The sequence below is a fragment of the Streptomyces sp. NPDC003720 genome (assembly GCF_042875075.1).
Classification (GTDB): Bacteria; Actinomycetota; Actinomycetes; order Streptomycetales; family Streptomycetaceae; genus Streptomyces.
On sequence record NZ_JBIANZ010000016.1, the window covers coordinates 14325 to 40735 of the forward strand.

Sequence of the window (26411 nt, forward strand, 5' to 3'; positions counted from 1 at the left end):
CGCCCATACTCAGCCGGAGGCCACCACGAGTTCTCGTACGGGATAGGGCGTGAGCGCGGTGGACTCGAGTGCCTGGGGGTCCTGGAGGCGTTTGTGCACCACGAGCCCGTGCTCGGCGAGTTCGCGGACGAGCCCGACGGAGCTGCCCACACGGAAGCGGAACCCGGTCAGGTGCCGTTCAGTGCGGCCGTCCGCGTCGACGATCTCGGCGTACATGTTCGTGAGCTGAACACCGTCCGCAGGCTGGCGCCGGGCACCGAGCAGCACGAACCCGCGCCGCTCACCGAGGGTCAGCGGCAACGTGATGACGTGTTCCGTGGCCGACTCGTCCTCCTGGGCGGGCGTGTGGTCGAGCAGCACCCTTCCCCCTGGCGCCAGATGCCGGCGTACGACCTCCAACAGGGCGGTGCGCTGTGAACCGTCGAACAGGGTCAGGCTCAGGCCACCGATGACGACGGTGTCGAAGGTGCGGCCGAGCCGGAGGTCGGTGACGTCGGCGGTGAGCCAGGTCATGCTGTCCGCCACCCCGTGCTCCGCCGCTCGTTTCTCAGCGGCCGAGATCTGGACGGGTGATAGGTCCACCCCGGTGACGCGATGGCCCGCAGCGGCCAGGGCGACGGAGGTACGGCCTCCGCCGCAGCACAAGTCCAGGACGTCGCCGGGCGCGGAGTCCGTGTGCGCCACGAACCAGGCCGGGTCCTGCGGGGACATACTGACGAGCTTGGTGTAGAAGATCCCCAGCAGCCCGTCGAAGGGCGGGCTCACCACCGTCCGGGGAAGCGCGAGCGCGTGGATGCCGGCAAAGGCACCGAACAGGTCGTTGGCGATATCCGCTTCGATCATGGCTGTGGTGTCTCCCAGAGATCGGTCAGGTGCATTCGGGTCAGCGTCGAGGTGCCGTGGCTGTCGATCAGTTCCGGCATGCTTTCGATGTACGGCACGAGCAGCTCGCTCCAGCCGACGTACGACGCGTAGTCGATGACGTGCATCAGGCGGCGGAGGACGACCACTCGGCCCAGGCGCCCGAGGTCGACGCGGGGCCCGGCCGCGCACAGCAGTGCTCGGCCCAGAGCGTCGAGTGGCGTGTCGTCCTCGGCGGCGAGGTCGGACCACTCGGCCAGTTCTCCCAGCACCCAGCCCACGTCGTACTCAAGAGGCCCTCGTGCCACCGTCTCGCCGATCAGGAGGCGGACCGGTCCGCCGTCCCGCCCCGCGACCAGGGCGGACAGTGAGAACTCGCCGTGCAGCGGCACGGAGTCCTTCGCCGGACGCGTCAACTGGTCGACCCAGGAATCCAGCTCACCCATCCGGGCCGAGCCGATCGAGTCCCGCATCGCGACGTGCAGCCGGTGACGCGCGCCTGGGTCGGCGCGGTCGGGGTGCCGCAGCCAGTCGCGGAGGTGTGAGGCGCCCAACGGCGGCGGCCAGGACGAGGGAGCGGGCGCGGACGTTCGTACCCGACGCAGCAGGGTGCCCACCTCGGTGAAGCACGCCGACAGAGCGGACATGTCGTTCTTGTCCCAGGCCTGGAGAACAACCTCGCCCAGGGTGAAGGGCACCTCGAGAAGGTAGGCGAAGGTATCGCCCTGCCGGGTGCCGGGGACGAGGGAGGCGTTCCCGGTGAAGCAGCCGAGCGGGTCGTCGGCGGTGGTGCGGTGCATCCGCGTGCGATGCCACAGGAAGCCATGCTCTCGTCGGTAGACGCGGGTGCGCACCTTCAGCGAGCCGTACTCCCGGATCGGGCGCGGAAGTTCGTGGGGGAACAGGGCGAGGGGCATACGGTCACCGTCCGTCGAGCGAGGCGACGACGACCGACCAGGCGGCGGAGAACGGACTCGGTGCGCCCGGGGTGTCCTCGCCGTTCCCCACACTGAGTCCGGAGACGGTCGGCAGGACGGTGACGTTCTTCCGCGCGTCGAGGGCGGAGAGGAGGTCCGTGACATACGGGTTGCCCGCACAGCCGGCGGGCAACGACGGGGCGACGACGACCGGCTTCTCTGTGCACTGAACGGTGAGTAGCGCGGGGGAGTCCGTGATGCACTGGGCGAACTTGGTGACGAAGTTCGTGGTGGCGGGGTACACGAGTACGGAGTCCGCCCACTCCGCCATTTCGACGTGGAAGGCTCCGTAGTGCTTGGGCAGTGACTCCCAGGAATCCTCGATCACCTCGCATCCGCCCAGAACTCGGAGTGCTTCGGCGGAAACGAATCGGGTCGCGCTCCTTGTGAGGAGGATCTTGAGTTCGACCTCGGGATTGGATCTCCTGGCCCAGGAGACCCAGATCGGCAGGCTGGACACGGCAATCGAACCGGTCCCCACCAGAAGCATTTTTTTCGTGGGTGTCATCTTTTCCCGTCCGCCCAGGGAAGCGGGTGCGGGAGGGAGACCCTCCCGCACCCCTAACATCGGCCGTCGTCAGCAGTGCGCGATGAGCGTGACACCGATCGTCGTCGGGGTCGGGAAGCTCTGCGGATTCAGTTCGTCCTCCGGAATCTGGAGCGAGTCGGCCTCCTCGGCGGTGATGTACGTTGCGTAACCCTCGATCAGTTCGACGGCAGCACCCATTTCTCATCCCTCCTGTTGTGCATTACTTGATGGTCTCCCGGAGGGAAATCTCCGGGGAGTCTGTGTTGCGGTGGGCCGCGGAGGGATCGATTCCCTCTGCCAGCAGCTGTTCGCCAGCGTGGTCCGCGAAGCTGGTTGTGGGGTTCTCCGCGTGGGCGAAGAGGGCCTCCGTGACGGCCGTGAGTCTGTGCTGGCCGAAACTGAGCTGCGGTCGAGCGCGTTCCGTCCTCGGCTCCCAGGCGTAGGCGACGCCGGGGCCGACCCTGCGGGTCAGCAGGGGGACCGGGGTCTCCCATGGCTCCTGCGCGCAGGCCAGGGCGTCGACCAGGCCTGCCAGTGCGGAGTGCGCGTCGGCGTCCAGGTAGACGACCATGCCGTCCCGTCGGGCCATCAGGCCCGGACGCGAGATCGCCTTGGCCTGATACGGGAGGCCTGCGCTCTCCAGATGCCCCAGCGCCGCTTCCCAGGCGCACAGCATCCGGGCTTCCGTGCCGGCGCTTACGTAGACCCGCAGGATCGGCGCCTTCTGGATTCGCCCACGGCTTCCGAATGTGGTGAAGAAGCCGGGAGAGAAGTTCGGCCGGGCGGAACCTACGGAAAACTCGACGGATCGGCCGTCGGGCTTCCCGACGGATGCGGCGGGGACGCGAACGCGTACGCCGTCGATGGTGATCACGCGGTCGCCGTCCTGATCTTCGACGAGTGTTCCGGCCGATCGGACGGTCCGGTGCGGGAGGCGAGCCGCATAGCGTTCCTCCAGTTCGGGGTCGCGCTGCTGTGCGCCGTTCCCCCGCGCGTCGTTCCCCGGTGCGCCCAGACCGGTGTGAAATTCGTCGTACAGAGCCCGTGACACCTTGCTCCGCAGAGCCTCCCTGCTTTTCGCATCGAGCTTTCTGCCGGCCACGTCTGCCCGTAGAAACTCGACAGAGAGGGAGACCTGCTCGCGGATCTCAAGCACCCGTGGATCGATCACCGCAGCAGTCATTCCTCTCCCTCCAGCCCGAGTGTCTGTGCGAATTTCTGGGGAGTCCTGAGCGCGGTGCCGCCAATGCCGATGAGCATCCGGTCCAGCGTGCCCAGGATGGCCCGTGACTCCGAAGCCGCGAGGATGCGTTCGATGAGATGCCAACCCGCGTACGCGGTCGCGCGCACGGCCAGTTCGCCACCGATCCGTCCGGCGGACTGCGCGTATCCCTCTCGGAAGGCGAGGACTTTTTCCTGCGTCGCGGCGACGGCGGCCAGACCACGCTCCATGATGCGTCGGTGCGCGTCCGCGTGCGGATCTCCCGGAGGGGCGTCCTCGGAGAGGTCGTCGGACTCGGTCCGAGGGATCGTCAGCAGGCTGCGGAACAGCCATTCGCCGATGAACGCCCCGATGTCGCACGCCGCGTCACCGGCTCGGAATTCCTCCCAGTCACACAGCACCGGTCCGTCGATGTCCACGAGGAACTGGTCCAGACGCAGGTCCCCGTGGATGGGAACGGCCGGAGCCGGACGACTCGCCTTCCGTAAGGCCCTCAAGGATGCCGCGACGGTCCCGTCGCGGTGCAGGATGCGCCACACTTCCAACTGGGCACCGCTCGCCTGCTCGTAGTGGGACAGGGGGAGCGCGCTGAACAGATCCGGTGTGCGAGAGGTGACCGGACCGTTCGACACGGGTAGGGCAGTGCCGAGCGTCGAGCCGTGCAACAGCCCGACCGCCTGCCCACAGCGCCAGGCGAGGACGTCGTTGAAGGCCTTCCTGTCCACCAGGGTGTGCCCTGACTCGGCGTTGCGCAGCCAGTCGAAGACGATCGTGTTCCGATCGGTGTCCCAGCCCAGGCAGGACGGTGTGCGCAGGGACGGAGCCAGCAGTGGCCGGTACGTCTCCTCGAAGGCGACCAGTCGCTTCATGCGGAGTGCGGCGTCCTCGCCCGTCAGCTTCTTGACGAAGACATGCAGGCCTCTGCTGGTGGTCCCGGTGATGTTGTCGTTGCGCCCGCTGTGCGGTCCGGCGTCGACAGGCTCGAACGTTCCTAGGCCAAGACTCGTCGTGACATGTCGGGCGTTCTCAAAGACGTAGGTCATGCCGCGTCGCCCTCGGTTATCTTCTTCGCCGCGGCCACGCGCTCGTCGATGTTCTTGCGGACAGCGGTGAGAGTGTCCCGGTACTCGGTCACGACTTTGCCCTGGTAAATCTCGGTGAGACGGCCGACGACTCCGAGATAGTTCACCTCTCGCTGGCACGAGGCGTCCTGCTGGGCCAGCCGCCGCTCCGCTCTGGACGGACCGCCGGAGACCGTCGGCGGCATATGCGTGGCCGCGTTCTGGGTATCGGCCGGGGTCGCGTAGTCGTGGCCCGCCCTCCGCATGCACGATGCCCACGAACGAATCATGGACCGATAGCGCGGATCAGCTTGCGTCTTGTCGGACGCCTCGGATTTCAGGGCCAGGAGGAGATTCAGGATCTGCGTGGACGACGTGACTCGCTGGCCGCCGTTGATACGTGGACGTGTCGTGTTCGTCATGAGCCGGGCGTCGGACTCTCCGATGCATCCGGTCCTACTCACCGTGCGACCACGATAGCTGTGCAGCGCGTTCTCCTTGGGCGTGTTCGCCCAGCCGTTCATGATCGCGTCGATCGTCCGTCGCTTGTGCGCCGACAATGGGCGCTTGGCGTCGTCACCGGACCCGGACGGCGCGGAGGATCCTTGCGCGGGTGCTCGGTAGCCGTACGTCGCGGCACCGCGTTCGGAGAGATACAGGGGTACGGGATTCCGGACCATCGCTGTGACGGGATCGGTCAGCTCGCCTTGCCGCGGGAGTCCGTAACGCTGCACACAGTGCCCCGCCAGTATGGACCGTGCCTTGAGGATGATGGAATCCTCTTGTGGTGTCTGGACGTACTTATTCAAAGGCGCTTCAACCGCACTGGGCGAAGCGATCCGCGGAATCTCATCACTGGATTTGGAACTGTCGGTGGCGGCACATCCGGCAATGGTGGAGAGCGATATGAAACCGGCCACGACCATCCCGATGCCTGCGCGTTTCTTCACCTGTTCGCTCCCTTACCAGCTGACTTCCGGCGGGGGCCCGCCCCGGAGAGCGGGCCCCTGATTGGTGCGTTCACCTGCTACGAGACGGCGGACACCAGGTCAGAACACGACTTCATGTTGTTGTGCTTGTCGAACGTGCAGGCGCGATACCGAAGCGGCAGGTTCTCGCTCAGGTTGTACTTGACCGGCACGCCGGTGTTCGCGCCCTTCTTGTTCATGGCGAAGTTCGGGCACGGGGGGTTGAGTCCGCCGCACGGCGTCATCACGGCCCACACCGCGCCGGTGGAGTAGCCGTCGGCCTTCCAGTCGCCGACCCAGAACGTGTCGCCATTCGCCTGGAACCAGGCGGAGGCCGAGCCGTTCGGATTCTTCACGAGAGGTCCGTCCTGGCTGGCGGAAGCGGTGCCGGCGCCGATGGCCAGCGTGGCCGCGGCCGCAGCGCCGACGAACGCGAAACTTACCTTGCGGGCGATGGTACGCATGTGTCTCCCTCGTTGATGTGCCGCCGAACAGCCTTTTCAGCGACGATTCCCGCGCTCGCGGCACCCTGCTTCTGCCGATCGACCTCACTTGTCGGGTCGACGGAAAATCGCGACGCGATGCGTGTGCCGCAGCGCAGGGTTCGCCAAGTTTCCACCAGCGTGGCCATGTATCGGTTACGAAAGCCGCGTGCGGAAAAAGAAACTGCTGTGCGCAGGTGAATTTTGAATGTGTGCGAACTGCGTGATTGTTCACATCCGACGCCGTGGCGTCATGGCGGGCATTCAGTACGAGGGGTCAGCTCGTACGGCCGCGCCCTTCCCCGTTTCCCCCTGAGTGTCGGCTCGATGGCTGGCGAACTCAATTATGTGCGAGTTCGCTGCCGCGATCAATAAAAATGAGCTCAGATGAAGCTCAAATCTCAGCTGCCGCAGGTTGAATATTGAATGGGTTGTCGCGGTCGGTATTGGTTGATCGTTCTCCGCTAGAACGCGCCCCCGTCCGCGACGACCGAGCCGGGCTGCCGGCGGCGCCTGACCGGTACCGCCCACCCCGCTGGCCGCCCAGGTCCGGCTGGAGGTCCCCCGGCGAAGAAGCCGACAGCCCCGCCGACGGGGGAAAATCGGCGGGGCTGCCTCGGTGCGGGTGGTGGCTCAGTGGACGGAGTGCTCCTCCAGCGGGAAGGTCCCGCCGACGACGTCCTCGGCGAACGCCTTCGCCGCGTTGCCCATGACCTCACGCAGGTCCGCGTACTTCTTGACGAACTTCGGCACCCGGCCGGACGTGAGACCGAGCATGTCGGTCCACACCAGCACCTGTGCGTCCGTCTCCGGTCCGGCGCCGATGCCGACGGTGGGGATCTGCAGCACCCGCGTCACCTCGGCCGCCAGCTCGGCCGGGACCAGCTCCAGGACGACCGCGAACGCGCCCGCGTCCTGCACCGCCTTCGCGTCCCGCAGCAGCTGCGCCGCCGCCTCCTCGCCGCGCCCCTGCACGCGGTAGCCCATCGCGTTGACGGACTGCGGGGTCAGCCCGATGTGGGCCATGACCGGGATGCCGGACTCCACCAGCAGCCGGATCTGCTCGTGCGAGCGCTCGCCGCCCTCCAGCTTCACCGCGCCCACGCCGGCCTCCTTCACCAGCCGGGTCGCCGAGCGCAGCGCCTGCACCGGGCCCTCCTGGTAGGAACCGAACGGCAGGTCGGCGACGATCAGGGCGCGCTGGGTGCCGCGGACGACGGCCGCCGACAGCACGGCCATCTCGTCGAGGGTGACGGGCACGGTGGTCTCGTACCCGAGGTGACAGTTGCCCGCCGAGTCGCCGACGAGCATCACCGGGATGCCGGCCTCGTCGAACACGGACGCGGTCATCGCGTCGTAGGCGGTGAGCATGGGCCACTTCTCGCCGCGCTCCTTGGCGAGGGCGATGTCGCGGACGGTGATGCGGCGGGTGCCCTTCCCCCCGTACAGCGCCTTGCTGCCGTCGGAAGGCTTGGTGTGGGCAGCCGAAAGCTGCGTCATTGCAACGGCTCCTTCGGTCATCTCGAGGCGCCCTGACGGCGTCCCCGGATCGCCTCCATGGTGGCACCTGGTGCCGCCGAGGGCCAGGGGACCCCACTGTGATCCCTTCCGGCGGAGCCGTCGGCGCGGGACGGAAGCCTCCGGCGCGTAAGGTCTCGGTAAAGAAATAAGATACGAGACGGTTCCGTATTGAAATGGCCCTAGGCTCGAACACATGACAACTTCCGTCCCTGCCTCCCGGATACCGGAAGCGGTGCACCGGCGCCGCTGGGCGATCCTCGGCGTGCTGATGCTGAGCCTGCTGATCGTGGTGCTCGACAACTCCATCCTGAACGTCGCCATCAAGACCATCTCGACCCCGGCGCCCACCGGCCTCGGCGCCACCCAGAGCGAGATCGAGTGGGCGATCAACAGCTACACCCTGGTCTTCGCGGGCCTGCTGTTCACCGCGGGCCTCATCGGCGACCGGCTGGGCCGCAAGAAGGTCCTGCTCGGCGGCATCGTCGTGTTCGGCATCGGCTCGGCCCTGGCCGCCGAGTCCGGCACCCCGAACGAGCTCATCGCCTACCGCGCCGTGATGGCCCTCGGCGCCGCCTTCGTGATGCCGGCGACCCTCGCCGTGCTGATGAACGTCTTCGAGCGCGAGGAGCAGCCCAAGGCCATCGGCATCTGGGCCGGCGGCGTCGGCCTCGGCATCGCCATCGGCCCGATCACCGGCGGCGCGCTGCTCGACCACTTCTGGTGGGGCTCGGTCTTCCTCATCAACGTGCCGATCGTGATCCTCGCGGTCGTGCTGATGGTGTGGCTGGTGCCCGACTCCCGCGACCCGAAGCCCGGCCGCCTCGACCCGGTCGGCGTGGTCCTGTCCGTCGTCGGCCTGGTGCTGCTCGTCTACGGCATCATCAAGGGCGGCGAGCTGGCCGACTTCACCGACGCCAAGGTGCTGGCGACGATCGTCGCCGGTCTCGCCGTGCTGGCCGGCTTCGTGATCTTCGAGAAGCGCAGCGACCACCCGTCGCTGGACGTCACCTACTTCAAGAACAAGGTGTTCTCGGCCGCCATGGCCGCCATCGCGCTGGTCTTCTTCGCGCTGATGGGCGTCACGTTCTTCTCGGTCTTCTACATGCAGAGCGTGCGCGGTTACTCGCCGCTGAAGTCCGGTGTGATGATGCTGCCGCTGGCCGCCGCGCAGATGATCTTCGCGCCGCGGGCCCGGCTGGTCGTCGACCGGTTCGGCAACAAGGCCACCACCACCGCCGGTCTGGTGCTGATCGCGGCGACGCTGGCCGCGTTCGCCACCTTCGAGGCCGACACGCCGATCTGGCTGCTGGAGGTCGTCTTCTTCCTGATGGGCACCGCCATGGCCCACATCATGACGCCGACCTCGGTGGTCATCATGCAGGCCCTGCCCCGCGAGAAGGCCGGCTCCGCCTCCGCGCTCAGCAACACCTTCCGCCAGGTCGGCGGCGCGCTCGGCATCGCCGTCCTCGGCTCCGTGCTCTCCACCGCCTACCGCAACGGCGTCGAGGGCAAGCTGAACATGCTGCCGCCCGCCCTGCGGGACACGGCCGGCGAGTCCATCGAGGCCACCCTGGGCATCGCCGAGAAGCTCGGCGCGCGCGGCCAGGCCCTGGTCACGCCCGCCAACGACGCCTTCCTGCACGCCATGCACGTCACCGCGCTGTGCGGTACGGGCGTCGCGATCATCGGCGCCGTGGTCGTGGCCCTGTTCCTGCCGGGCAGGCCGCCCGCCGGTCAGCGGGGCGAGCGGGAACCGGAGTTGGTGTCGGCCGCGGACTGACCGGGAAGCAACGGGGACGGCGGTTCCACGGGGGAAGGAGGCGGCTGCGGGACAATTCCCGCAGCACAGTGGAAGGACGGACGACGTGAGCCTTGCCGACAGCCGGCCGCGACCGGACGGACCCGTACGGGGCCGCCCGCGCAGCGAGGCCGTGGAACACGCCATTATCGAGGGAGTGATGAAGCTCCTGGAGGAGGGCGTCCCGCTGGCCGAACTCTCCATCGAGCGCGTCGCGCGCACGGCCGGGGTCGGCAAGGCCACGATCTACCGCCGCTGGAGCGGCAAGGAGGAACTGTTCGTCGACGTCATCCGCGCCGCCGAACCCCCCGACCCCGAACTCCCCGGCACCTCCATGCGCGACGACCTCGTCGTGCTGGTCGAGGCACTGCGCCGGCGGGGCCTCGTCAGCCGCTCCTCGGCGATCCTGCACAACGTGTACGCGCAGATGAAGTCCAGCCCCAAGATCTGGGTGGCGTACCACGCGAGCGTCATAGCGCCCCGCCGCGACCTGGTCATGGACGTGCTGCGCCGCGGTCAGGAGAGCGGCGAACTCCGGCCGGACATCGACCTGGAACTCGCCAACGACATGTTCGTCGGCCCGATGCTGGTCCGCTCCGTCATGCGCCCCGACGCCGACCTGCCCGAGGGGCTGTCCGAGCGGATCGTGGACACGGTCCTCGCGGGCCTACGCCCCGTCAGCCCCTAGGCCGTGTCCGCGAAGTCGCGTCTGCGTCACGACGCCCGGCACGCACTCTCGCCGCACCGGCCGAAAGCCCGAGTACACCCAGTACGAGGGCATCCGGCCGGCACTCCCCCAGCCTTCGGCCGGGGGGACCCCCAGAGCACGCACCGGACGCCGCGACGCCCGCCCTGCGGGCGAACGACGCGACTTTGCGGACACGACCTAGGCGCCGCCGGTCCAATGTGCGCGTTTCGTCACAGACCCCGTCCGCCCGGGGGACAACCGGAACCTCCGGCGCCGCCTCGTTCGTCCTCGTCTTGCGTACGGCCGTCATGGGACGGCGGGAACGAGCCGATCATCCCCTAGGGTCGAAGAAGCACGGGGGAGCGACGGCGTGCACGGCAGGCAGTGAGGCAGACGGTATGGCGCAGCAGGCGTACATGACGGAGACGGACAACGGCGGCTCGGGGCCCGAGCGACCCGGATCCCGGCTTCGGCGCCTCACGCACCGCCTCGTCACGGGCTGGCGCGGCGACCCACGCATCTGGCGGCGGGGCATCGTGCTCGCCGTCCTCGCGCTGCTGCTCGCCCTGGTGATGCTGGTGCACTCGCGCATCCCCAACCGGCTGGGCAACCTCGGCAGCCTCACCGAGACCTTCCTGCCCTGGCTGGGGCTGGCCATCCCGGTGCTGCTGGTCCTCGGCCTGCTGCGCAGGTCGGCGACCGCGCTGATCGCGGTGCTGCTCCCGGCGATCGTGTGGCTGAACCTCTTCGGCGGCCTCGTCTTCGACAAGGCGGACGGCGGCGGCGACCTCATGGTGGCCACCCACAACGTCAACGCCGACAACCCCGACCCGGCCGCCACCGCCCAGGACGTCGCCTCCTCGGGCGCGGACCTGCTGGCCCTGGAGGAGCTGCCGGCCCCGGCCGTCCCGGTGTACGAGAAGGCGCTGGCGGCGACGTACAAGTACCACGCGGTCGTCGGCACGGTCGGCCTGTGGAGCAAGTACCCGATGACCGGCGTCGAAGCGGTCGACATCAAGCTCGGCTGGAAGCGCGCGATGCACGCCACGGTGACGACCCCCGAGGGCCCGGTCGCCGTCTACGTCGCCCATCTGCCCTCGGTGCGGGTCAAGGTGGAGGCCGGGTTCACCGCGCGCCAGCGGGACAAGAGCGCCGACGCGCTCGGCGAGGCCATCGCCGACGAGACGCTGAAGCGGGTGGTCGTGCTCGGCGACCTCAACGGCACCATGAACGACCGCGCGCTGAACGCCGTCACCTCCCAGCTCCGCTCCACCCAGGGCGCGGCGGGCAGCGGCTTCGGGTTCAGCTGGCCGGCGTCGTTCCCGATGGCGCGGATCGACCAGATCCTGGTCAAGGGCGTCCAGCCGGAGAGCTCCTGGACCCTGCCGCGCACCGACAGCGACCACCTGCCGATCGCCGCCCGTGTGAAGCTCGACACGTCCGCGTAACCGGTTGGAATAGCCGGCGCGGGAGACTTTGTTCCGAACGAGAACATAATCTGCAACGGAACTCCGCTCTCCCTTCGAAAGGCACAGGCCCTTCATGCCCCTGGCCCTGCTCGCACTGGCCGTCGGCGCTTTCGGTATCGGCACCACCGAGTTCGTGATGATGGGGCTGCTCCCCGACGTCGCGGACGACCTGCACATCTCCATCCCCGCCGCCGGGCACCTGGTCTCGGCGTACGCGCTCGGCGTGGTCATCGGCGCGCCGCTGCTGGCCGCCGTGACCGCGCGCATGTCCCGGCGCACGGTCCTCATCGCCCTGATGGGGCTCTTCGTGGCGGGCAACGCGCTCTCCGCCCTCGCCCCCGGCAACGACGCCCTGCTGGCCGCCCGCTTCCTCAGCGGCCTGCCGCACGGCGCGTTCTTCGGCGTCGGCGCGGTGGTCGCCACGAGCATGGTGGCGCCGGAGCGCAAGGCCCGCTCGGTGTCCCTGATGTTCCTCGGCCTGACTGTCGCCAACATCGCGGGCGTCCCCGCCGCCACGCTGATGGGCCAGCACCTCGGCTGGCGGGCGACCTTCCTCGGGGTGAGCGCGATCGGCCTGGCGGCGATAGCGTCGCTGGCCCTGCTGATCCCGCACGACCGGGCCGCCGCCCCCACCACCGGCCTGCGCGGCGAGCTGGCGGCGCTGCGCTCGGTGCCGGTGTGGCTTGCCCTGGGCACCACGGTGGCGGGCTTCGGCGCCCTCTTCGCCGCCTACAGCTACATCACCCCGATGCTCACGGACGCGGCGGGCTTCGCCGAGACCAACGTGACGCTGCTGCTGGCGCTCTTCGGCGTCGGCGCGACGGCCGGCAACCTCCTCGGCGGCCGCCTGGCGGACCACTCCCTGCGCGGCACCCTCTTCGGCGGCCTCACCTCCCTGGCGGTGGTGCTGCTGCTCTTCCCGGTCCTCATGCGGGCGGAGTGGAGCGCTGCCCTGTCGGTCGCCCTCCTCGGCATGGCGGCGTTCGTCACCGGCTCCCCCCTCCAGCTCATGGTCATGGAGAAGGCCACGACGGCCCCCTCCCTCGCCTCCTCCGCCAACCAGGCGGCCTTCAACCTGGCGAACGCCGGCGGCGCCTGGATCGGCGGGATCGCCCTCGCGGCGGGCTTCGGCGTGACCTCACCGGCCCTGGCGGGAGCGGCCCTGGCGGTACTGGGCCTCGGCGTGGCCGGCGTCGCCTACGCGGTGGACCGCCGCCACGAGGTCGCCCGTGAGGGCCGCGTGGTCGCCACACACGTGCCGGAGCACGCGGGGGCGCTGCACCGCTGAGACGCCGTCCGGGCGGGTGGAGGACCTCGGCCCTCCACCCGCCCCGGCGCCTCCGGTCCGCCTATGACCGCGGGCGGCTGCTCCAGACGACGCTGCGGTCCTCGCGTCCGGGACCGGATCCGACCGGGTCCTCCCCGCCACGCTCAGCGGTGACGCTTCGGCACAGCACGAACCCCGACCCGCTTCCGGAGCGGAGGACGACAGGCAGGTGGAGCTCCCTGCCGGACGGGCCGACACCGGAGAAACCGAAGATCTTCTCGGCCTCGGTCACGTTCGCGGAGCACAGCTCGATCGACTTGTACTGCTGGACCAACTGCATGGCGCTCACGCCCTCGAAGCGCAGATCCAGGCAAGCGGGGTTCCCGCTGTCGGGAACCGCCCGAAGCAGCAGTTGGGAATGACCGATCCCATAACGCCAGACCCTGAAGGTCCGGTCGGACTTGAACATGACGGCGGGATCGACGTCATCATTTGCAGGGGTTGGCATCCACCCTTCCTCCCTTGTACCAGGCTGATCTTGTAGAGCTCCCAGTTCGTCAGACTCTCCTCGAAAACCTGTTGAGCGGTACCGCTGGCTGTAACTACCGTGCTGCCGAACCGAGTCGCCCAGGCAAGGACGTGCCGTTGTACACCGTGTGAGACCCCCCGAGTGCTGATTGGTCGCGCGTCGCGCGTTTCGCGCCGCGCTGCTTTCTGCTGCGGACTTCTCACTGAAGACGGTGTACTTCTGTGCTCAATAGCTGGGTGGTCATGCCCACCTGCCTGCCGACGGTTCTCCGGCGCTGTCACGCCTGCGCGTCCGAACGCTTCCGGACGACCGGCAAGTTCCGGGTCAACGCGAACCACAAACTCATCGACGTCTGGCTCCTCGCGCTCTGCGCCGGCTGCGGGGAGACGACGAAAATCACGGTCCTGGAGCGGGCGAACGTGCGCTCCGTACGGCCCGAACTGCTGGACCGGGCCCACGGCAACGACCCCGCCCTGGCGGCCGAGTCGCTCCGGGACCCGGTGGTGCGGCGACGCAATCGCATCGCCCTCGACTGGGACGGCGCCTGGCGGCTCGACACCGGCGGCTCGGATCACCTGGACCGCGAGGTGATCGACGTGTCGGTCCGCTTCGCGGCGCCGATCCCCGTCCGGCCCGTGCGGCTGATCGCCGACGGCTGCGGTCTCTCACGGGCCGAGGTGGAGCGGCTCATCGCTGCCGGGAAGCTCGTCTCGGCGGTCCGGCTGAACGGCAGGATCTCCGGTGACTTCACCTTCACGCTGAAGCGCTGAGTCCTCCCCGGGACCAGGGGCCTGCCCGGCGGGATCCGCCGGGCAGGCCCCTGCGCGCGGCGGGGCCGCGTGACCGTACCGATGCACCGACGTGACGTCCTCCTGGCAGGGTGATCCCGGTGGACATGCGTGAGGGAGTCAACTGCCGCCAGGGGACGGGGCGGAGGAGGGGCGCCACCCCGACCGAGCTGCTTCGTGCGACCGTCGGGCCCGTCCTCCTCCTGGTCGCGGTGCTGGCGGGTCTCGCCGGCTGCGCGCCCTCCGACGAGCCCGAGCTCGTCGTGCCGTCGGTCTTCTACGTCTCGCGCGACCCCGACAGCACCGACAAACTCGACGTCCAGGAGCGGGGGGCCGCCCGCGTCACGGTCACCTTCGACGCCCGCGACCTCGAGGGCGTCGCCGTCGTCAGAACGGCGATGGACATCTGTCCCGTCCGGCTGCCGGTCTTCCGCTGCACCGGGCAGGACGACATCTCCCGGAGCGGGATCCACCAGCACTTCCGCCTCAGTCCCGCGCGGGGCGCCACGGCGGGCGAGTCGGCCGTGCTGCGCTACCGGGTGACCTCGTCCGGCTCGCCCGCCGTCACCGGAAGCACCCGCATCGTCGTCGGCAAGCCGGTTCTGGCGGTCGACGCGCGCCCCGACCGGCACGACGTCGACCCGGGTGGCACCCTCGGCGTCTCGCTCACCCTGCGCAACACCGGCGACGTGCCCGCCCGCGGAGTCGCGCTCTTCATGAGCACGCGGGACGGCCTCGCACCGGCCGTGAAGCACGGCAACTGCCGCTACCGGGGCGCCACATCGACGTGGTGCCGGCTGCCGGCCGCCGACGTCGTCATCCCCCCTGGCGCGTCCTACCGCCTCGGTGCCCGGGAAGTCCTCAGGGCCGGCCGTGACGCCACCTACCCCAGCGTCTCGTTCCAGGCCGCCGCCCTCGGCACCGACTACGTGCCCCCGGACGAGTTGGCGTCGCAGTACGAGCCGGGCGACGGCGCCGCGCTCCGCCTGGTGCCCGCCGGCGGCCGGGGCGGCGCGGGGAAGGCGGACGGAAGCCCGTCGGAGCTGACGGTGCCGGTGCGCAACGAGGCCGACCTGGCCGCCGTCGCCGGCACCGCCAGAGGACCCGTCGGCAGCCTCGCCGACGTGCGGGTCGGCGTGCGCAACGACGGCCCCGGCGCGCTGCCGGCCCCGGTGCGGGTCGAGTTCACCGTGCCGTCGGGCACCACCGTCGTGTCCTCCCCCTACGAGTTCGACAGGGACGAGGAAGTGATCGACCAGGAGTGCCGCGCCCTCGCCCCGGACGGCACGCCCCTGGCCGAGCCGTCCCTGAGACAGCCGACGGCACGCCGGTACGTGTGCACGGCGAGCAGCGCGGCGGTGGGCGCCACGAAGACCTTCCCCTTCACCCTCCGCATCGACCGGGGCGGCCCCCACCACGGCGGACGGGTCACCGTCTCCGGCGGCGAGGCCGGGCGCCCCGCTCTCGACGCCACGACCGCCAACGACACCGCCGAGGTGGCCGTGGCGGTCTGGCCCGGCCCCTCCTGGGCCACTCCCGGCCGCTACGAGGCCGCGGCGGTCGTCCTCGGGGTACTCCTCCTCGCCGGAGCCGTGGGCGTGCGGCGCCGGAAGCGCCCGCGCCCGCACGGCGGCGGCACGTAGAGCGCGGGACGGCTCAGTGAGCGCTCCGTTCGAGGACCTTCGGGAGGACCTTCTCGGCGATGTCGACCAGGACCCCGTCGTCCGGGAGGGCGCCGGACTCGCTCCACACGGTGAGGTCGTAGAAGCCGCCCCGGTCCTTCCGCTCCAGGGCGACGGACAGCGTCCTGGCGAGGGGGCCCTCCTGGACCGGTGCGCTCTGGTGCTCCTTGCTGAAGTCGATCTGGAACTTCATGGTGTGGTCCGAGGAGAAGAACGCGGGCCGGCCGAGGACCTTGAGCGTCTTGACGTCCTTCTCCATCCTGTCGCCCGCGATGTCGAACAGCCTCACGTACTGCGCGGTCGACAGGTGGTTGTAGGTGGCCGAGAGGTTCACGGTGTACGTGTCGAACTTGATCTCCGCCTCCGGCTCGGCGACCTTCCCGTCGGTCAGCGCTGCGGTGCCGTTGCTGCCCGAAGCCGTGTCCGCGATCTCCCGGGGCGTGCCCAGGAGCCGGGCCAGATCGGGCCGGTTGAGCGCCTCGCACAGTTCGTCGCCGGTCACGGGCCGGGGCGTCTTCTCGTACGCCTTCGGCAGCTTCTCGTGCTCCGAGTCCGAACACGAGGCGGGCTGCGGCGTGTTGTCGGCGGACGGCATCACACGCGGGCCCAGCCACACGGCGGCCGCGAGGGCGCCGAACACACCCACGGCGGCGAGGGCCTGGCCCCACGCGTTGTGGTCCTTCTCCGGCGGCCCGGCGGCGGGGCGCGGGGTCGCCGCGGCCTGAGCCGCAACCTGCCCCCGGGCCGGCGCCTGGGCCGGGACGTGCACCGGTGTCGGCACCTGCGCCGGAACCCGCACCTGAGCCGGGTCCGGGACCTGCGCCTGAGCCGGGTCAGGAACCCGCACCTGAGCCGGGGCGGCCGGACCCGGACCCGGGTTCCGGCGCGCCTGAAGTGCCCGTACCACCGTGTGGACGCGTATCGCGGTGAACACGAGGAACACCGCGCCGATGCCGGCGGCGACCCAGCTGCGCTCCACGACGGCGAGGTACATGATGCGTACGCCGAAGACGGAGCCGACGACGATGAGCAGGGGTTCGCGGACCCAGAAGGGCAGGACGCGGAGGAGTAGACCGAGCACCCGGTGATCTCATCAGGGACATGACCATCTCCGCCATGGTGGAGGCCACAGTTCCGCGCACCATCCCATCCGGCCTCACGGGCCGCCCTCCGACGCGCGTCCTCAACGCGCACGAACTCCGCGGTCTCCCGGTAGCTCGCACCAGACCGTCTTGTGGCCCGGGCCCTGGTCGACGCCCCAGCGCCGGGCGAGGGCCTCGACCAGGACCAGGCCCCGGCCGGACTCGGCGGTGTCGGTGGCCGGCCGCAGGACGGGGAGGGCGTGCGCGGCGGGGTCCGTGACCTCGACGCGCGTGTGGCCGTGGAGCGTGCCGGTCACCCGGACCGTGACCGGAGTGCCCGCACCGAGGTGGTCGATGACGTTCGTCAGCAACTCCGTGGCACAGAGCTGCACTTCGTGGTCGAGGTCGCGCAGGCGGTGGCGCAGGTCCGGTACGGCCTTCGGCGTGGCGAGCAGGTCGAGTTCGAAGGTCACCGCTCCGCCGCCGTCCCGTGCGGGGCGAGGGCGCGCAGGTTCTCCGCGCAGAGGGTGACGTCGTGGGCGGTGGGGGAGTGGTCGGGCATGGGGGGCTCCGGCCTTCTGTGCGGTGAGTTACGAACACCTCACAGAGTGTCGCCCGGCTCGCTACCGTGGAAGAGGTCTCGCGTCCGCGACGCGAGCAGCGGAAACGGCAAGGTGAGCTACGGCGGTGAGCACGTGGTCCGACGCAAGGACATCGACGGTTCGGTCAGCGTCCCGGACTTCTACGGCAAGGAGTTGAGGTGGCAGCGGGAGGCCGCGGGGCTGTCGCTGGAAGCGTTCCTTGAGGGCAGCTTCTACGGCAAGACGTATCTGAGCGACATCGAGCGCGGTGAACGACGCATGCCGATGGACCTGGCCCGGCATGCGGACCGGGTGCTGGGCACCGACGGGTTCTTCGAGCGGCGTTGCGAGGATGTGCGGAGGGCGCGGCGGGCTGGGCATCCCGCCTATTTCGAGAAAGTTTTGGAGGCGGAGAAGTATGCCCTGACCATCGAGGAATGGTGCCCGACGCTCTTTCCTGGGCTGCTCCAGACTCCGGCCTACGCGCGGGCCGTCATCCTGGCGGGCCTCCCACTGTCGTCCGAGGCTGAGGTGGAGGAGAAGGTCAGCGCCCGGAAGGCGCGCGCCGACCTTTTCGAGGCGGACCATCACACCCCGGAGTACTGGGTGATCCTGCATGAGTCGGTGATCACCGAACCACTCCTGGCAGCCCAGGACATGACCGCGCAGCTTGACCGCATCGCGGAGTTGGCGGACCGGCGCCGGATCACTCCGCAGATCATTCCGCGGAAGCAGAGGTCGTATCCCCTGATGGCCGCATCCATCCTGGCCATGACGTTTCCCGATGCCCCACCACTGGTGTACACCGAGGCTTCGTACAGTGGGGACACCATCGATGATCCGGCCCTCGTGGAGCGGTACCGCAAGGCATACGATCGGCTCAGGGCCGTAGCGCTGTCACCAGACGCGTCCCTCGCCATGATCAAGGCAGCGGCAGAGGATTACCGAAATGGCAAGCACCCGGACCGATTTGAGTGACGCTCTCTGGTTCAAGAGCAGCTACAGCAACGAAGACGGCGGCAACTGCCTGGAAGTCGCCCGGAACCTCCCCGGCCTCGTCCCCGTCCGTGACTCCAAGGTCCCGGACGGCCCCGCCGTCCTGCTCGGCGCGGCCGCCTGGGCTCCCTTCGTGGACGCGCTCAAGTCGTAGGGTCGTCGAAGCGGGCCAGATCCCGCAGCCACACGCGCGCGTTGCCGTCGGACGGAGCGCGCCAGTCGCCGCGCGGGGAGAGCGAGCCGCCGGCGGAGACCTTGGGCCCGTTCGGCATGGCCGAGCGCTTGAACTGCGCGAAGGCGAAGAAGCGGCGGCAGAAGACCTCGAGCCAGCGCCGGATCTCCGGCAGGTCGTACGCCACCCGCTTGGCCTCGGGGAAGTTCGGCGGCCAGTCGCCGGCGTCCGGGTCGTGCCAGGCGTGCCAGGCCAGGAAGGCGATCTTCGACGGCCGGAAGCCGTAGCGCAGCACGTGGAAGAGCGTGAAGTCGTGCAGCGCGTACGGGCCGATCTTCGACTCCGTCGACTGCATCTCCTCGCCCGGGACCAGCTCCGGGCTGATCTCGGTGTCGAGGATCGCGGCGAGCGTCCGGCCGGTCTCCTCGCCGAACTGCCCGCTGCTGATGACCCAGCGGATCAGGTGCTGGATCAGCGTCTTCGGCACGCCGGAGTTGACGTTGTAGTGGCTCATCTGGTCGCCGACGCCGTACGTGGACCAGCCGAGCGCCAGCTCGGAGAGGTCACCGGTGCCGAGCACGATGCCGCCGCGCTGGTTGGCCAGCCGGAAGAGGTAGTCGGTGCGCAGGCCCGCCTGCACGTTCTCGAAGGTGACGTCGTACACCGGCTCGCCGGAGGCGAACGGGTGGCCCATCTCCTGCAGCATCAGCCGCGCGGTCGGCGTGATGTCGAGCTCGGCGGCGGTGACCCCGAGCGATTCCATCAGCTTGTGGGCGTTGTCCTTGGTGTGGTCGCTGGTGGCGAAGCCGGGCAGGGTCCAGGCCAGGATGTCGCTGCGCGGGCGGCCCGCGCGGTCCATCGCGCGGGCGGCGACGATCAGCGCGTGCGTGGAGTCCAGGCCGCCGGACACCCCGATGACCACCTTCGGGCCGCCGATCGCCCCCAGCCGCTGCTGAAGGCCCTCCACCTGGATGTTGTACGCCTCGTAGCAGTCCTGGGCGAGGCGGTCGGCGTCGGACGGCACGAACGGGAAGCGCTCCAGGCGGCGGCGCAGGCCCAGGTCGGTGAGGGGCGCCTCGAGTTCGAAGGCGATGGTGCGGAAGTCGTCGGTGCGGGCCTTGTGGGTACGGCGGTTGTCGTCGAACGTGCCCATCCGCTGCCGCTCCTGCCGCAGCAGGTCGAGGTCCACGTCGGCCACCGCGTAGCTGTCGCCGAGCGGGAAGCGCTCGGTCTCGGCCAGCAGCACGCCGTTCTCGTAGACCATCGCCTGGCCGTCCCAGGACAGGTCGGTGGTCGACTCGCCGAGACCGGCCGCCGCGTAGACGTACGCGGCGAGGCAGCGGGAGGACGCCGAGCGGCACAGCAGCTTGCGGTCCTCGGCCCGGCCGACCGTGATGGGGCTGCCCGAGAGGTTGACCAGGACGGTCGCGCCGGCGAGGGCCGCCTCCGCGCTGGGCGGCACCGGCACCCACATGTCCTCGCAGATCTCCGCGTGCAGCACGAGACCGGGCACGTCCCCGGCCGCGAACAGCAGGTCCACGCCGAACGGCACGCTCTCGCCGCCGAGGCGGATCGACCCGCCGCGCTCGTCGGCGCCGTCGCCGATCTGCCGGCGCTCGTAGAACTCGCGGTAGTTCGGCGGGTACGACTTCGGCACGACACCGAGGACGCGGCCGCGGTGCACGATCACCGCGCAGTTGTAGACCCGGTTGCGGTGGCGCAGCGGGGCTCCGACGACCAGGACCGGCAGCAGCTCCGCCGACCCCGCCACCACGTCCTGGAGCGCCGTCTCGACCTCGTCGAGCAGCGCGTCCTGGAGCAGCAGGTCCTCGATGGAGTAGCCGCACAGCACCATCTCCGGGAAGACGGCGACCGCGACGCCCTCCTCGGCGCACCGGCGCGCGTGACGCAGGACCGCTTCGGCGTTGGCGTACGGGTCGGCGATGACGGTGTGACCCGTACACGCGGCGACCCGTGCGAAGCCGTGCTGATAGATCGACCAGAAGTTCATCGCAGGCACGGGCCCAGTGTAATCGTCAGAGCGACACGATGGGGGTGCGGGGGTGTGCGCCGCGCCCACGGACGACGAAGGGGCGCGGGGTGCACGCACCCCACGCCCCTCCTACCGGGTCAGCGGATCAGTGACGCCGGTACGACTGGACGTAGCCGTTCGCGGGCGAGCCCACGCCGGTGACGTCGTCGTAGCCCTTCACCGCGGACAGCGAGCTGTCCTTGCCGAGGCTGCGGACCGAGGTCGCGAGGCCGTCGGCGGCGTCGAAGCCGTTCACGAAGTCGATCCGGGCGACCGCCAGGCCGGAGCCCGTCGGGTTGTCCGTGACGTCGTGGAACACGCCGGTCTTGCCGTACTTCGCATAGATCGCCGGGTTGGCGAAGCCGAGCGCCTTGCCGCCGCTCGCCTCCTGGGCCAGGGCCTGGACCGCCGCGATCACCGGGGCGGCCAGCGAGGTGCCGCCGATGCGGTACTCGCTGTACTGCTCGGATCCGTCGGGGAAGGTCTGGGTCTGGCCGACCAGGAAGCCGGTGTTCGGGTCGGCGATGGCCGCGATGTCCGGGACGACGCGGTTGCCGGCGGCGTTGTTGGCCGTGGCGAGCGCCTTCGGGACGACGTTCTTCTGGTAGTACGGCTGCGGCACGGTCTTGCTGGTGCCGCCGCCCGCGCCCGAGGTGTAGGCGCCCGGGAAGCCCGTCCAGCTCTTGCCGTCGGCCGACAGGGACGCCTTCTCGGTGCCCCAGCCGGTCTCCCACTGGTACTTGTCGCCCTTGCCGACGGCCAGCGAGGTGCCGCCGACCGCGGTCACCCACGAGGAGTTGGCCGGGGTGTCGACCTGCTTCACGCCGGTGTTGGCGACCTCGTCGCCGTTGTCACCGGAGGAGAAGTAGAAGCCGATGCCCTGTACCGCGCCGAGCTGGAAGACCTGGTCGTAGGCGGCCAGGAGGTCCGGCGTCTGGTTGGCCTCGACGTCGCCCCACGAGTTGGAGACGATGTCGGCCAGGTGACCGTCGACGATCTTGCTGAGCGAGTCCAGCAGGTCGTCGTCGTAGCAGGACGCGGCGCCCACGTACGTGACGTCGGCGGCCGGCGCGACCGCGTGCACGGCCTCGACGTCGAGGGTCTCCTCGCCGTACCAGCCGGCCGCGCCGCACTCCTCGGTCTTCGTGTAGTTCTTCGGCAGCACCTGGTGGAGCTGACTGGTGTTCCAGGCCGCGTCACCGTTCTTCACCGCGTACTTGCCCGCGTCGAAGGCGATGGTCGGCGAGGCGTACGCGTCCGTGATGGCGATGCGCACGTGCTTGCCGGTGTACGTGCCGGCGCCGTAGGCGGCGCGCAGCTGCTTGCCGGTGTAACCCTTGATCGCGTACGGGACCTTGCCGCCGTACGCGTCCGGCAGCGTGCTCGCGGTCTTCGAGCCGTAGTACGAGGAGAACGGCCCGGAGTTCTTGAACACGGCGTCCGGCGGCGGGAGCTGGTCCTTGTGGTGCGCCTTGTGCGGGGCGTTGTCCAGACCGGTGACGGTCAGGACGGCGCCCTTCAGGCCGGCCGGCGCGGACGCGGTCTTCGCCGGGGCGCGGTAGGTCTTCGAGCCCTTGGCGAAGTTGTGGAACTGGGTGCCGAACGCCTTCTCGGCGGCGGCCACGTCACCGGAGACGGCGACGTAGTGCGAGGTGACCTCGGTGACCGTCAGGCCGGCCGACTTCAGCCAGGTCTTGACGGCGGCCACCTGGGCCTTGGTGGCCCCGAAGCGGGCCTGCGCCTTCTTGGCGCTCAGGAACTTGCCGTACAGCGGCGAGTTCGGGTCCGACACGGCCTTGGCGTAGGCCGAGAGACCGGCCGCGTCCCGTCCCGCCAGATAGACCCGGGCCTTGACCTGGGCGTTGTTCGACGTGGCGCCCTTGTCCGCCTTGGCGGTGGCCCAAGCGGGCCGGGTGCCCTTCAGCGCGTCACGGGCCGGGCCGTCCGCGGCGTGCGCCGTGGGTATGCCCAGCGCCAGCGCGCCGGCGATCATCGGCAGCGTCGCTGCCATGCTCACGCCGGCGCGCACCTTGGCGCGGTTGGATCTCATAGAACCCCCTGCGATGCGGTTCGCATGCACGTAGTGGCTGGTACGTCGTGGAGGAACGCACCGGCCCGCGGCGGTTCGGACCGGCGAATGGATCACACGACGATGGCCACTCTTGCGATGAACCGTTCATGCCAGGGGAACGCGAAGGTCAAGAGAAGCTCAAAGAACCTTCATTCAAGGCGATTTGAGGTTTTTAGGATGAGAGCCCGGATGGTGATGCTATGAACGGGGCTGCGCGCCACGCTCCTTGAGCATTCCGGCCATCAGCTCGATCTCCGACTGCTGGGCCTCGACCATGCCCTGGGCCAGCCGCTTCTCCACCCCTACCGTGCACTTGGCGGCACAGCCCTGCGCCATGTGGACGCCGCCCTTGTGATGGTCCGTCATGAGCTGGAGGTAGAGGACCTCCGCCTGCTTGCCGTTGAGCGTGCCGAGCTTCTTCATCTCGGAGTCGGTCGCCATCCCCGGCATCAGCGCCCCGTCCTTGCCGGCGGGCATGTCCCCCATGCCCATCCAGGTCATCGGCGGGTCGGCGGAGACCTTCGGCAGCCCCCACAGGTCCAGCCAGCCCAGCAGCATGCCGCGCTGGTTGGCCTGCGTCTGCGCGATGTCGTAGGCGAGGCGGCGCACCTCCTCGTTCTTCGTGCGGTCCCGCACGATGTACGACATCTCGACGGCCTGCTGGTGGTGGACGGCCATGTCCCGCGCGAACCCGGCGTCGGCGGAGTCGGCCGCCGGCGTCGCCGGGTCCGTCCCGCCGGCGTCCTCGGCCACCGCGTAGGTGATCGCCCCGGCCGCGACGAGCACCGCCGCGGCCGCGCCCGCCGCCCAGCCGACGTGCTGCCGCCTCACTTCATCGCCCCGCCGGTGCAGGAGGCGCCCGGCTCGGGCGTCTGCTTGCCCTGCACGTAGGCGGCGAAGAACTTGTCCACCTCCGGGTCGCTCGCGCTCTTCACGGTCACCTGGTGGCCCCAGGCGGACAGGATGATCGGGGCGGCCTGGTTCTCGTACGGGCTCATCAGCGAGTACGGCGTCTTCTTCACCTTCGCCGCGAGCGCGTCGACGTCCGCCTTGGCGGCCTTGCCGGTGTACGTCACCCAGACCGCGCCGTGCTCCAGCGCGTGCACGGCGTTCTCGTCCTGCACCGGGTCGGTGTAGACGTCGCCGTTGCAGTTGAGCCACACCGGGTTGTGGTTGCCGCCGACCGGCGGGTGCATCGGGTACGACACCTTGCTGGTGACATGGGTCCGCGACAGCTTCCCGGACCAGGTCCGCACCCCGTCCGCGCCGGTGGTGAAGTGCCCCGAGTCGCCGGCGTTCTTGGCGTCGCCGCTCGCGGCCGAGTCCTTCTTGCCGGACTGCGAGTTCACCAGCACCACACCGCCGACGGCGAGGCCGGCGACGACCACCACGCTGGCGGCGACGGTGAGCACCCGGTTGCGGCGCGCGCGGACGCGCTCGGCGCGCCGCATCTCCTCGACGCGTGCCTTGCGCGCGGCGGCGCTGCTGTTCTTCGCGGAACCCATGAGACGTGTCCTTCTGGGGAAAGAGGCGTGGACGTTGCGGCTCGCCGATCGTAGTGCGCCCGGGCGGCCGTTCCCCAGCGAGGGCACGGGACCGGGTAATTTGAACGTGCGATGCGCATTACCTACCCTCGTGGTATGCGGCTGCTGCGCTCCACCGACCTGGCCCTGCGGGTCCTCATGCGACTCACCGTCCCCGACCCGACCAGTCCCACGACCCGGCAGGTCGCGGGGGACATGGACGTCCCCTACACGCACGCCGCCAAGGTCGTCGCCGAACTCCAGCACATGGGACTGGTCGACGCCCGCCGCGGCCGGGGCGGCGGCCTGAGCCTGACCGAGAAGGGGCGCACGGCGTCGGTGGGCGCCGTGGTACGCGCCTTCGAGGGCGACGCGGACGTCGTCGACTGCGAGGGCGCCGGCCAGGGCGTCACACCCTGCCCGCTGAACTCGGGCTGCCGGCTGCGGGGCGCCCTGCGCCAGGCCCAGGAGGCGTTCTACGCGGCGCTGGACCCGGTGACGGTGCAGGACATCGTCGTGGACCCGACGGCTCCGCTGCTGCTGGAGATCGGCCGGGCGCCGCAGCGCCGGTGATCGAGCGGTCCCCGACTTCGGCAGGGGGGCGGGGGACGCACCCGGTGACGCCGAAGGGCGCCTCGGGGGACCGGTGAGGTCCCGCGAGGCGCCCTTCGCGCACGTCCGGGTCAGGCCGCCTTGGCGAGCCAGAGGTCCGGGCCGAACACCTCGTAGTGGATGTCGGCGGGGGCCACGCCCTTCTCGATGAGCTGGGCGCGCACCGCGCGCATGAAGGGCAGCGGACCGCAGAGGTAGGCGTGCGTGCCCGCCGGGACGTCGACGTCCGTCAGGTCGGCCAGGCCGGGCCGCCCGGCGCCCTCGGCGTCCTCCTCGTAGAAGAAGAAGGGCCTCGCGTCCGGCAGCTTCGACGTGTACGCCTCGTGGTCGGAGCGCAGGGCGTGCGCGGCGGGGGAGCGGTCGGCGTGCACCACGGTCACCGGGGCAGGGTGACCGGTGAGGGCGAGCTGCTCCAGCATGGCGATCATCGGGGTGACGCCGATGCCGGCCGAGGCGAGCAGCAGCGGCGCCTCGGTGTCCTCCAGGACCAGGTCGCCGTAGGGCGCGGAGAGCTGCAGCACGTCACCTTCGCGCACGTGGGCGTGCAGGTGGTCGGAGACCTCGCCGTCGGGCGCGGCGCCGGCGCCGGCCACCCGCTTCACGGCGAACCGCCGCTCCGGCGAGCCGGGGGCCGCGGTCAGGCTGTACTGGCGGATCTGCCGGGCGCCGTCCGCGAGGGTGACGCCGACCGAGACGTACTGGCCGGCGCGGTAGCCGGGCACCGGGCCGTCGTCCACCGGGCGGAGCGTGAAGCTCGCGACGTCGGCGGTCTCGTCGGTCCGCTCGACCACCCGCCACTCGCGCCAGCCCCGCTGCTCGCTCTGCGCGTACAGCCGCTTCTCGATGGCGATGAGGGCGTTCGCCATCAGCCAGTAGACGTCGGTCCAGGCGGCGGCGACCTCGGGGGTGACCGCGTCGCCCAGGATCTCGGCGATGGCGGCGAACAGGTGCTCGTGGACGACCGGGTACTGCTCGGGCACGATGCCCAGCGAGGCGTGCTTGTGGGCGATGCGCTCGAGCATCGCGTCGGGCCGCTGCTCGGGGTTATTCACCAGGTGCGTGGCGAAGGCGGCGATGGAGCCGGCCAGGGCCTGCTTCTGGACGCCGGCGGCCTGGTTGCCGCGGTTGAACAGATCCCGCAGCAGGTCCGGGTGGGCCTCGAACAGCCGGGCGTAGAAGCGCTCGGTGATCTCGCCGATGGCCGCGCCGACGGCGGGCAGGGTGGCGCGGACGGTGGCTGCTGACTGCTCGGACAGCATCAGGACTCCTCGATGGGCTCGATCGCTTCGACTCGCTCGATCGCTCGGCTGATCAGAACGGTAGAGAAACTTGCATCTGAGATGCAAATTTAAGAGTGGTGGTGTCGGTCACGCCCGAAGCGGACCGGCCATTACGGATGCCGCCCCGGACAGGCAAGATGGGCGGCAGAGCGGTACACCTGCCGTATGTGAGGCGTTCAGGCCGAGGACGCCCGGGTGATCAAGGTCCGCAACGCACGTG

The 26411-nt window shown here is 69.9% G+C and carries 26 protein-coding genes; 9 read left to right on the forward strand and 17 right to left on the reverse strand.

Annotation, left to right across the window (positions count from 1 at the left end; translation table 11 throughout):
- Nucleotides 1–9 precede the first annotated feature (9 nt).
- The 9 genes from ACFYU0_RS33420 to panB form a co-directional block, all read right to left on the reverse strand.
- The gene (locus ACFYU0_RS33420; RefSeq protein WP_389306067.1) at nt 10–843 is read right to left on the reverse strand and encodes an SAM-dependent methyltransferase; all 834 of its coding nucleotides are present in this window, start codon (nt 841–843) and stop codon (nt 10–12) included.
- Nucleotides 840–1778 (reverse strand): hypothetical protein, encoded by a 939-nt coding sequence (locus tag ACFYU0_RS33425; protein WP_389306069.1) that lies wholly within the window; start codon nt 1776–1778, stop codon nt 840–842. The genes ACFYU0_RS33420 and ACFYU0_RS33425 overlap by 4 nt, the downstream gene beginning before the upstream one ends.
- A gap of 4 nt (nt 1779–1782) precedes the next feature.
- The gene (locus tag ACFYU0_RS33430) at nt 1783–2346 is read right to left on the reverse strand and encodes a flavoprotein (RefSeq protein WP_389306071.1); all 564 of its coding nucleotides are present in this window, start codon (nt 2344–2346) and stop codon (nt 1783–1785) included.
- Nucleotides 2347–2415: 69 nt separating this feature from the next.
- Nucleotides 2416–2565, reverse strand: a complete 150-nt coding sequence (locus ACFYU0_RS33435) for a hypothetical protein (protein WP_389306073.1) — start codon at nt 2563–2565, stop codon at nt 2416–2418.
- Between the two features lie 22 nt (nt 2566–2587).
- Entirely contained in the window at nt 2588–3550 is a 963-nt protein-coding gene (locus ACFYU0_RS33440) for a T3SS effector HopA1 family protein (RefSeq protein ID WP_389306075.1), read from the reverse strand.
- On the reverse strand, nt 3547–4632 hold the full coding sequence (gene lxmK, locus ACFYU0_RS33445; protein ID WP_389306077.1) for a class V lanthionine synthetase subunit LxmK: 1086 nt from the start codon (nt 4630–4632) through the stop codon (nt 3547–3549). Before lxmK ends, ACFYU0_RS33440 begins: the two co-directional genes overlap by 4 nt.
- A complete protein-coding gene (locus ACFYU0_RS33450) occupies nt 4629–5600 on the reverse strand; it encodes a hypothetical protein (RefSeq protein WP_389306079.1) in 972 nt (323 codons plus the stop codon). The genes lxmK and ACFYU0_RS33450 overlap by 4 nt, the downstream gene beginning before the upstream one ends.
- Nucleotides 5601–5677: 77 nt before the next feature.
- Nucleotides 5678–6082 (reverse strand): hypothetical protein, encoded by a 405-nt coding sequence (locus ACFYU0_RS33455; protein WP_389306081.1) that lies wholly within the window; start codon nt 6080–6082, stop codon nt 5678–5680.
- A 651-nt stretch (nt 6083–6733) separates the two neighbouring features.
- Nucleotides 6734–7600, reverse strand: coding sequence for a 3-methyl-2-oxobutanoate hydroxymethyltransferase (gene panB, locus ACFYU0_RS33460; RefSeq protein WP_358927106.1), 867 nt, complete (start codon nt 7598–7600; stop codon nt 6734–6736).
- Nucleotides 7601–7814: 214 nt separating this feature from the next.
- Between panB and ACFYU0_RS33465 the strand changes: the two genes are divergently transcribed.
- From ACFYU0_RS33465 to ACFYU0_RS33480, 4 genes are all read left to right on the forward strand, one after another.
- Nucleotides 7815–9401, forward strand: coding sequence for an MFS transporter (locus tag ACFYU0_RS33465; protein ID WP_351660080.1), 1587 nt, complete (start codon nt 7815–7817; stop codon nt 9399–9401).
- Nucleotides 9402–9486: 85 nt separating this feature from the next.
- Nucleotides 9487–10107: a TetR/AcrR family transcriptional regulator gene (locus ACFYU0_RS33470; RefSeq protein WP_351660083.1), complete on the forward strand. Its 621-nt coding sequence runs from the start codon at nt 9487–9489 to the stop codon at nt 10105–10107.
- A gap of 398 nt (nt 10108–10505) precedes the next feature.
- Nucleotides 10506–11555: an endonuclease/exonuclease/phosphatase family protein gene (locus ACFYU0_RS33475; protein WP_351660086.1), complete on the forward strand. Its 1050-nt coding sequence runs from the start codon at nt 10506–10508 to the stop codon at nt 11553–11555.
- Nucleotides 11556–11649: 94 nt separating this feature from the next.
- Nucleotides 11650–12864: an MFS transporter gene (locus ACFYU0_RS33480; protein ID WP_351660088.1), complete on the forward strand. Its 1215-nt coding sequence runs from the start codon at nt 11650–11652 to the stop codon at nt 12862–12864.
- A gap of 61 nt (nt 12865–12925) precedes the next feature.
- Here the strand turns inward: ACFYU0_RS33480 and ACFYU0_RS33485 are convergent, their stop codons facing one another.
- Nucleotides 12926–13351, reverse strand: a complete 426-nt coding sequence (locus ACFYU0_RS33485; RefSeq protein ID WP_389306085.1) for a hypothetical protein — start codon at nt 13349–13351, stop codon at nt 12926–12928.
- A gap of 242 nt (nt 13352–13593) precedes the next feature.
- Here ACFYU0_RS33485 and ACFYU0_RS33490 point away from each other — a divergent pair, with 242 nt between their 5' ends.
- Complete coding sequence (locus ACFYU0_RS33490) at nt 13594–14142, forward strand: DUF1062 domain-containing protein (RefSeq protein WP_351660094.1); 549 nt, start codon at nt 13594–13596, stop codon at nt 14140–14142.
- 125 nt (nt 14143–14267) lie between these two features.
- Nucleotides 14268–15803, forward strand: coding sequence for a hypothetical protein (locus ACFYU0_RS33495; RefSeq protein WP_389306087.1), 1536 nt, complete (start codon nt 14268–14270; stop codon nt 15801–15803).
- Between the two features lie 13 nt (nt 15804–15816).
- Here ACFYU0_RS33495 and ACFYU0_RS33500 read toward each other — a convergent pair whose 3' ends face one another.
- Both ACFYU0_RS33500 and ACFYU0_RS33505 read right to left on the reverse strand, forming a co-directional pair.
- Nucleotides 15817–16923 carry a DUF6215 domain-containing protein gene (locus tag ACFYU0_RS33500; RefSeq protein ID WP_389306089.1) on the reverse strand — a complete coding sequence of 369 codons (1107 nt, stop codon included), beginning with the start codon at nt 16921–16923 and terminating at the stop codon, nt 15817–15819.
- Between the two features lie 102 nt (nt 16924–17025).
- The gene (locus ACFYU0_RS33505) at nt 17026–17397 is read right to left on the reverse strand and encodes an ATP-binding protein (protein ID WP_351660103.1); all 372 of its coding nucleotides are present in this window, start codon (nt 17395–17397) and stop codon (nt 17026–17028) included.
- A gap of 222 nt (nt 17398–17619) precedes the next feature.
- Between ACFYU0_RS33505 and ACFYU0_RS33510 the strand changes: the two genes are divergently transcribed.
- Entirely contained in the window at nt 17620–18483 is an 864-nt protein-coding gene (locus ACFYU0_RS33510; RefSeq protein WP_389306190.1) for a helix-turn-helix transcriptional regulator, read from the forward strand.
- The gene (locus tag ACFYU0_RS33515) at nt 18455–18655 is read left to right on the forward strand and encodes a DUF397 domain-containing protein (RefSeq protein WP_351660106.1); all 201 of its coding nucleotides are present in this window, start codon (nt 18455–18457) and stop codon (nt 18653–18655) included. The genes ACFYU0_RS33510 and ACFYU0_RS33515 overlap by 29 nt, the downstream gene beginning before the upstream one ends.
- On the opposite strand, the gene ACFYU0_RS33520 is transcribed toward ACFYU0_RS33515, so the two are convergent.
- The 4 genes from ACFYU0_RS33520 to ACFYU0_RS33535 form a co-directional block, all read right to left on the reverse strand.
- The gene (locus ACFYU0_RS33520; protein WP_389306192.1) at nt 18645–20684 is read right to left on the reverse strand and encodes an NAD(+) synthase; all 2040 of its coding nucleotides are present in this window, start codon (nt 20682–20684) and stop codon (nt 18645–18647) included. The two genes, ACFYU0_RS33515 and ACFYU0_RS33520, sit on opposite strands and share 11 nt — an antisense overlap.
- 127 nt (nt 20685–20811) lie before the next feature.
- Entirely contained in the window at nt 20812–22755 is a 1944-nt protein-coding gene (locus ACFYU0_RS33525; RefSeq protein ID WP_351660109.1) for a S53 family peptidase, read from the reverse strand.
- Between the two features lie 219 nt (nt 22756–22974).
- Nucleotides 22975–23607 carry a DUF305 domain-containing protein gene (locus tag ACFYU0_RS33530; RefSeq protein ID WP_351660112.1) on the reverse strand — a complete coding sequence of 211 codons (633 nt, stop codon included), beginning with the start codon at nt 23605–23607 and terminating at the stop codon, nt 22975–22977.
- Nucleotides 23604–24281 carry a DUF3105 domain-containing protein gene (locus ACFYU0_RS33535; protein WP_351660115.1) on the reverse strand — a complete coding sequence of 226 codons (678 nt, stop codon included), beginning with the start codon at nt 24279–24281 and terminating at the stop codon, nt 23604–23606. The genes ACFYU0_RS33530 and ACFYU0_RS33535 overlap by 4 nt, the downstream gene beginning before the upstream one ends.
- Nucleotides 24282–24416: 135 nt before the next feature.
- On the opposite strand from ACFYU0_RS33535, the gene ACFYU0_RS33540 reads away from it, so the two are divergent.
- Complete coding sequence (locus tag ACFYU0_RS33540; RefSeq protein WP_351660118.1) at nt 24417–24872, forward strand: Rrf2 family transcriptional regulator; 456 nt, start codon at nt 24417–24419, stop codon at nt 24870–24872.
- Between the two features lie 110 nt (nt 24873–24982).
- Here the strand turns inward: ACFYU0_RS33540 and ACFYU0_RS33545 are convergent, their stop codons facing one another.
- The gene (locus ACFYU0_RS33545; RefSeq protein WP_389306093.1) at nt 24983–26170 is read right to left on the reverse strand and encodes a globin domain-containing protein; all 1188 of its coding nucleotides are present in this window, start codon (nt 26168–26170) and stop codon (nt 24983–24985) included.
- Between the last annotated feature and the right edge of the window lie 241 nt (nt 26171–26411).

Coding starts and splice junctions, on each gene's coding strand:
- ACFYU0_RS33420 (WP_389306067.1), bottom strand. CDS start 843: ATGATCGAAGCGGATATCGCCAACGACCTGTTCGGTGCCTTTGCCGGC.
- ACFYU0_RS33425 (WP_389306069.1), bottom strand. CDS start 1,778: ATGCCCCTCGCCCTGTTCCCCCACGAACTTCCGCGCCCGATCCGGGAG.
- ACFYU0_RS33430 (WP_389306071.1), bottom strand. CDS start 2,346: ATGACACCCACGAAAAAAATGCTTCTGGTGGGGACCGGTTCGATTGCC.
- ACFYU0_RS33435 (WP_389306073.1), bottom strand. CDS start 2,565: ATGGGTGCTGCCGTCGAACTGATCGAGGGTTACGCAACGTACATCACC.
- ACFYU0_RS33440 (WP_389306075.1), bottom strand. CDS start 3,550: ATGACTGCTGCGGTGATCGATCCACGGGTGCTTGAGATCCGCGAGCAG.
- lxmK (WP_389306077.1), bottom strand. CDS start 4,632: ATGACCTACGTCTTTGAGAACGCCCGACATGTCACGACGAGTCTTGGC.
- ACFYU0_RS33455 (WP_389306081.1), bottom strand. CDS start 6,082: ATGCGTACCATCGCCCGCAAGGTAAGTTTCGCGTTCGTCGGCGCTGCG.
- panB (WP_358927106.1), bottom strand. CDS start 7,600: ATGACGCAGCTTTCGGCTGCCCACACCAAGCCTTCCGACGGCAGCAAG.
- ACFYU0_RS33465 (WP_351660080.1), top strand. CDS start 7,815: ATGACAACTTCCGTCCCTGCCTCCCGGATACCGGAAGCGGTGCACCGG.
- ACFYU0_RS33475 (WP_351660086.1), top strand. CDS start 10,506: ATGGCGCAGCAGGCGTACATGACGGAGACGGACAACGGCGGCTCGGGG.
- ACFYU0_RS33480 (WP_351660088.1), top strand. CDS start 11,650: ATGCCCCTGGCCCTGCTCGCACTGGCCGTCGGCGCTTTCGGTATCGGC.
- ACFYU0_RS33485 (WP_389306085.1), bottom strand. CDS start 13,351: ATGCCAACCCCTGCAAATGATGACGTCGATCCCGCCGTCATGTTCAAG.
- ACFYU0_RS33495 (WP_389306087.1), top strand. CDS start 14,268: ATGCGTGAGGGAGTCAACTGCCGCCAGGGGACGGGGCGGAGGAGGGGC.
- ACFYU0_RS33515 (WP_351660106.1), top strand. CDS start 18,455: ATGGCAAGCACCCGGACCGATTTGAGTGACGCTCTCTGGTTCAAGAGC.
- ACFYU0_RS33520 (WP_389306192.1), bottom strand. CDS start 20,684: ATGAACTTCTGGTCGATCTATCAGCACGGCTTCGCACGGGTCGCCGCG.
- ACFYU0_RS33525 (WP_351660109.1), bottom strand. CDS start 22,755: ATGAGATCCAACCGCGCCAAGGTGCGCGCCGGCGTGAGCATGGCAGCG.
- ACFYU0_RS33535 (WP_351660115.1), bottom strand. CDS start 24,281: ATGGGTTCCGCGAAGAACAGCAGCGCCGCCGCGCGCAAGGCACGCGTC.
- ACFYU0_RS33540 (WP_351660118.1), top strand. CDS start 24,417: ATGCGGCTGCTGCGCTCCACCGACCTGGCCCTGCGGGTCCTCATGCGA.
- ACFYU0_RS33545 (WP_389306093.1), bottom strand. CDS start 26,170: ATGCTGTCCGAGCAGTCAGCAGCCACCGTCCGCGCCACCCTGCCCGCC.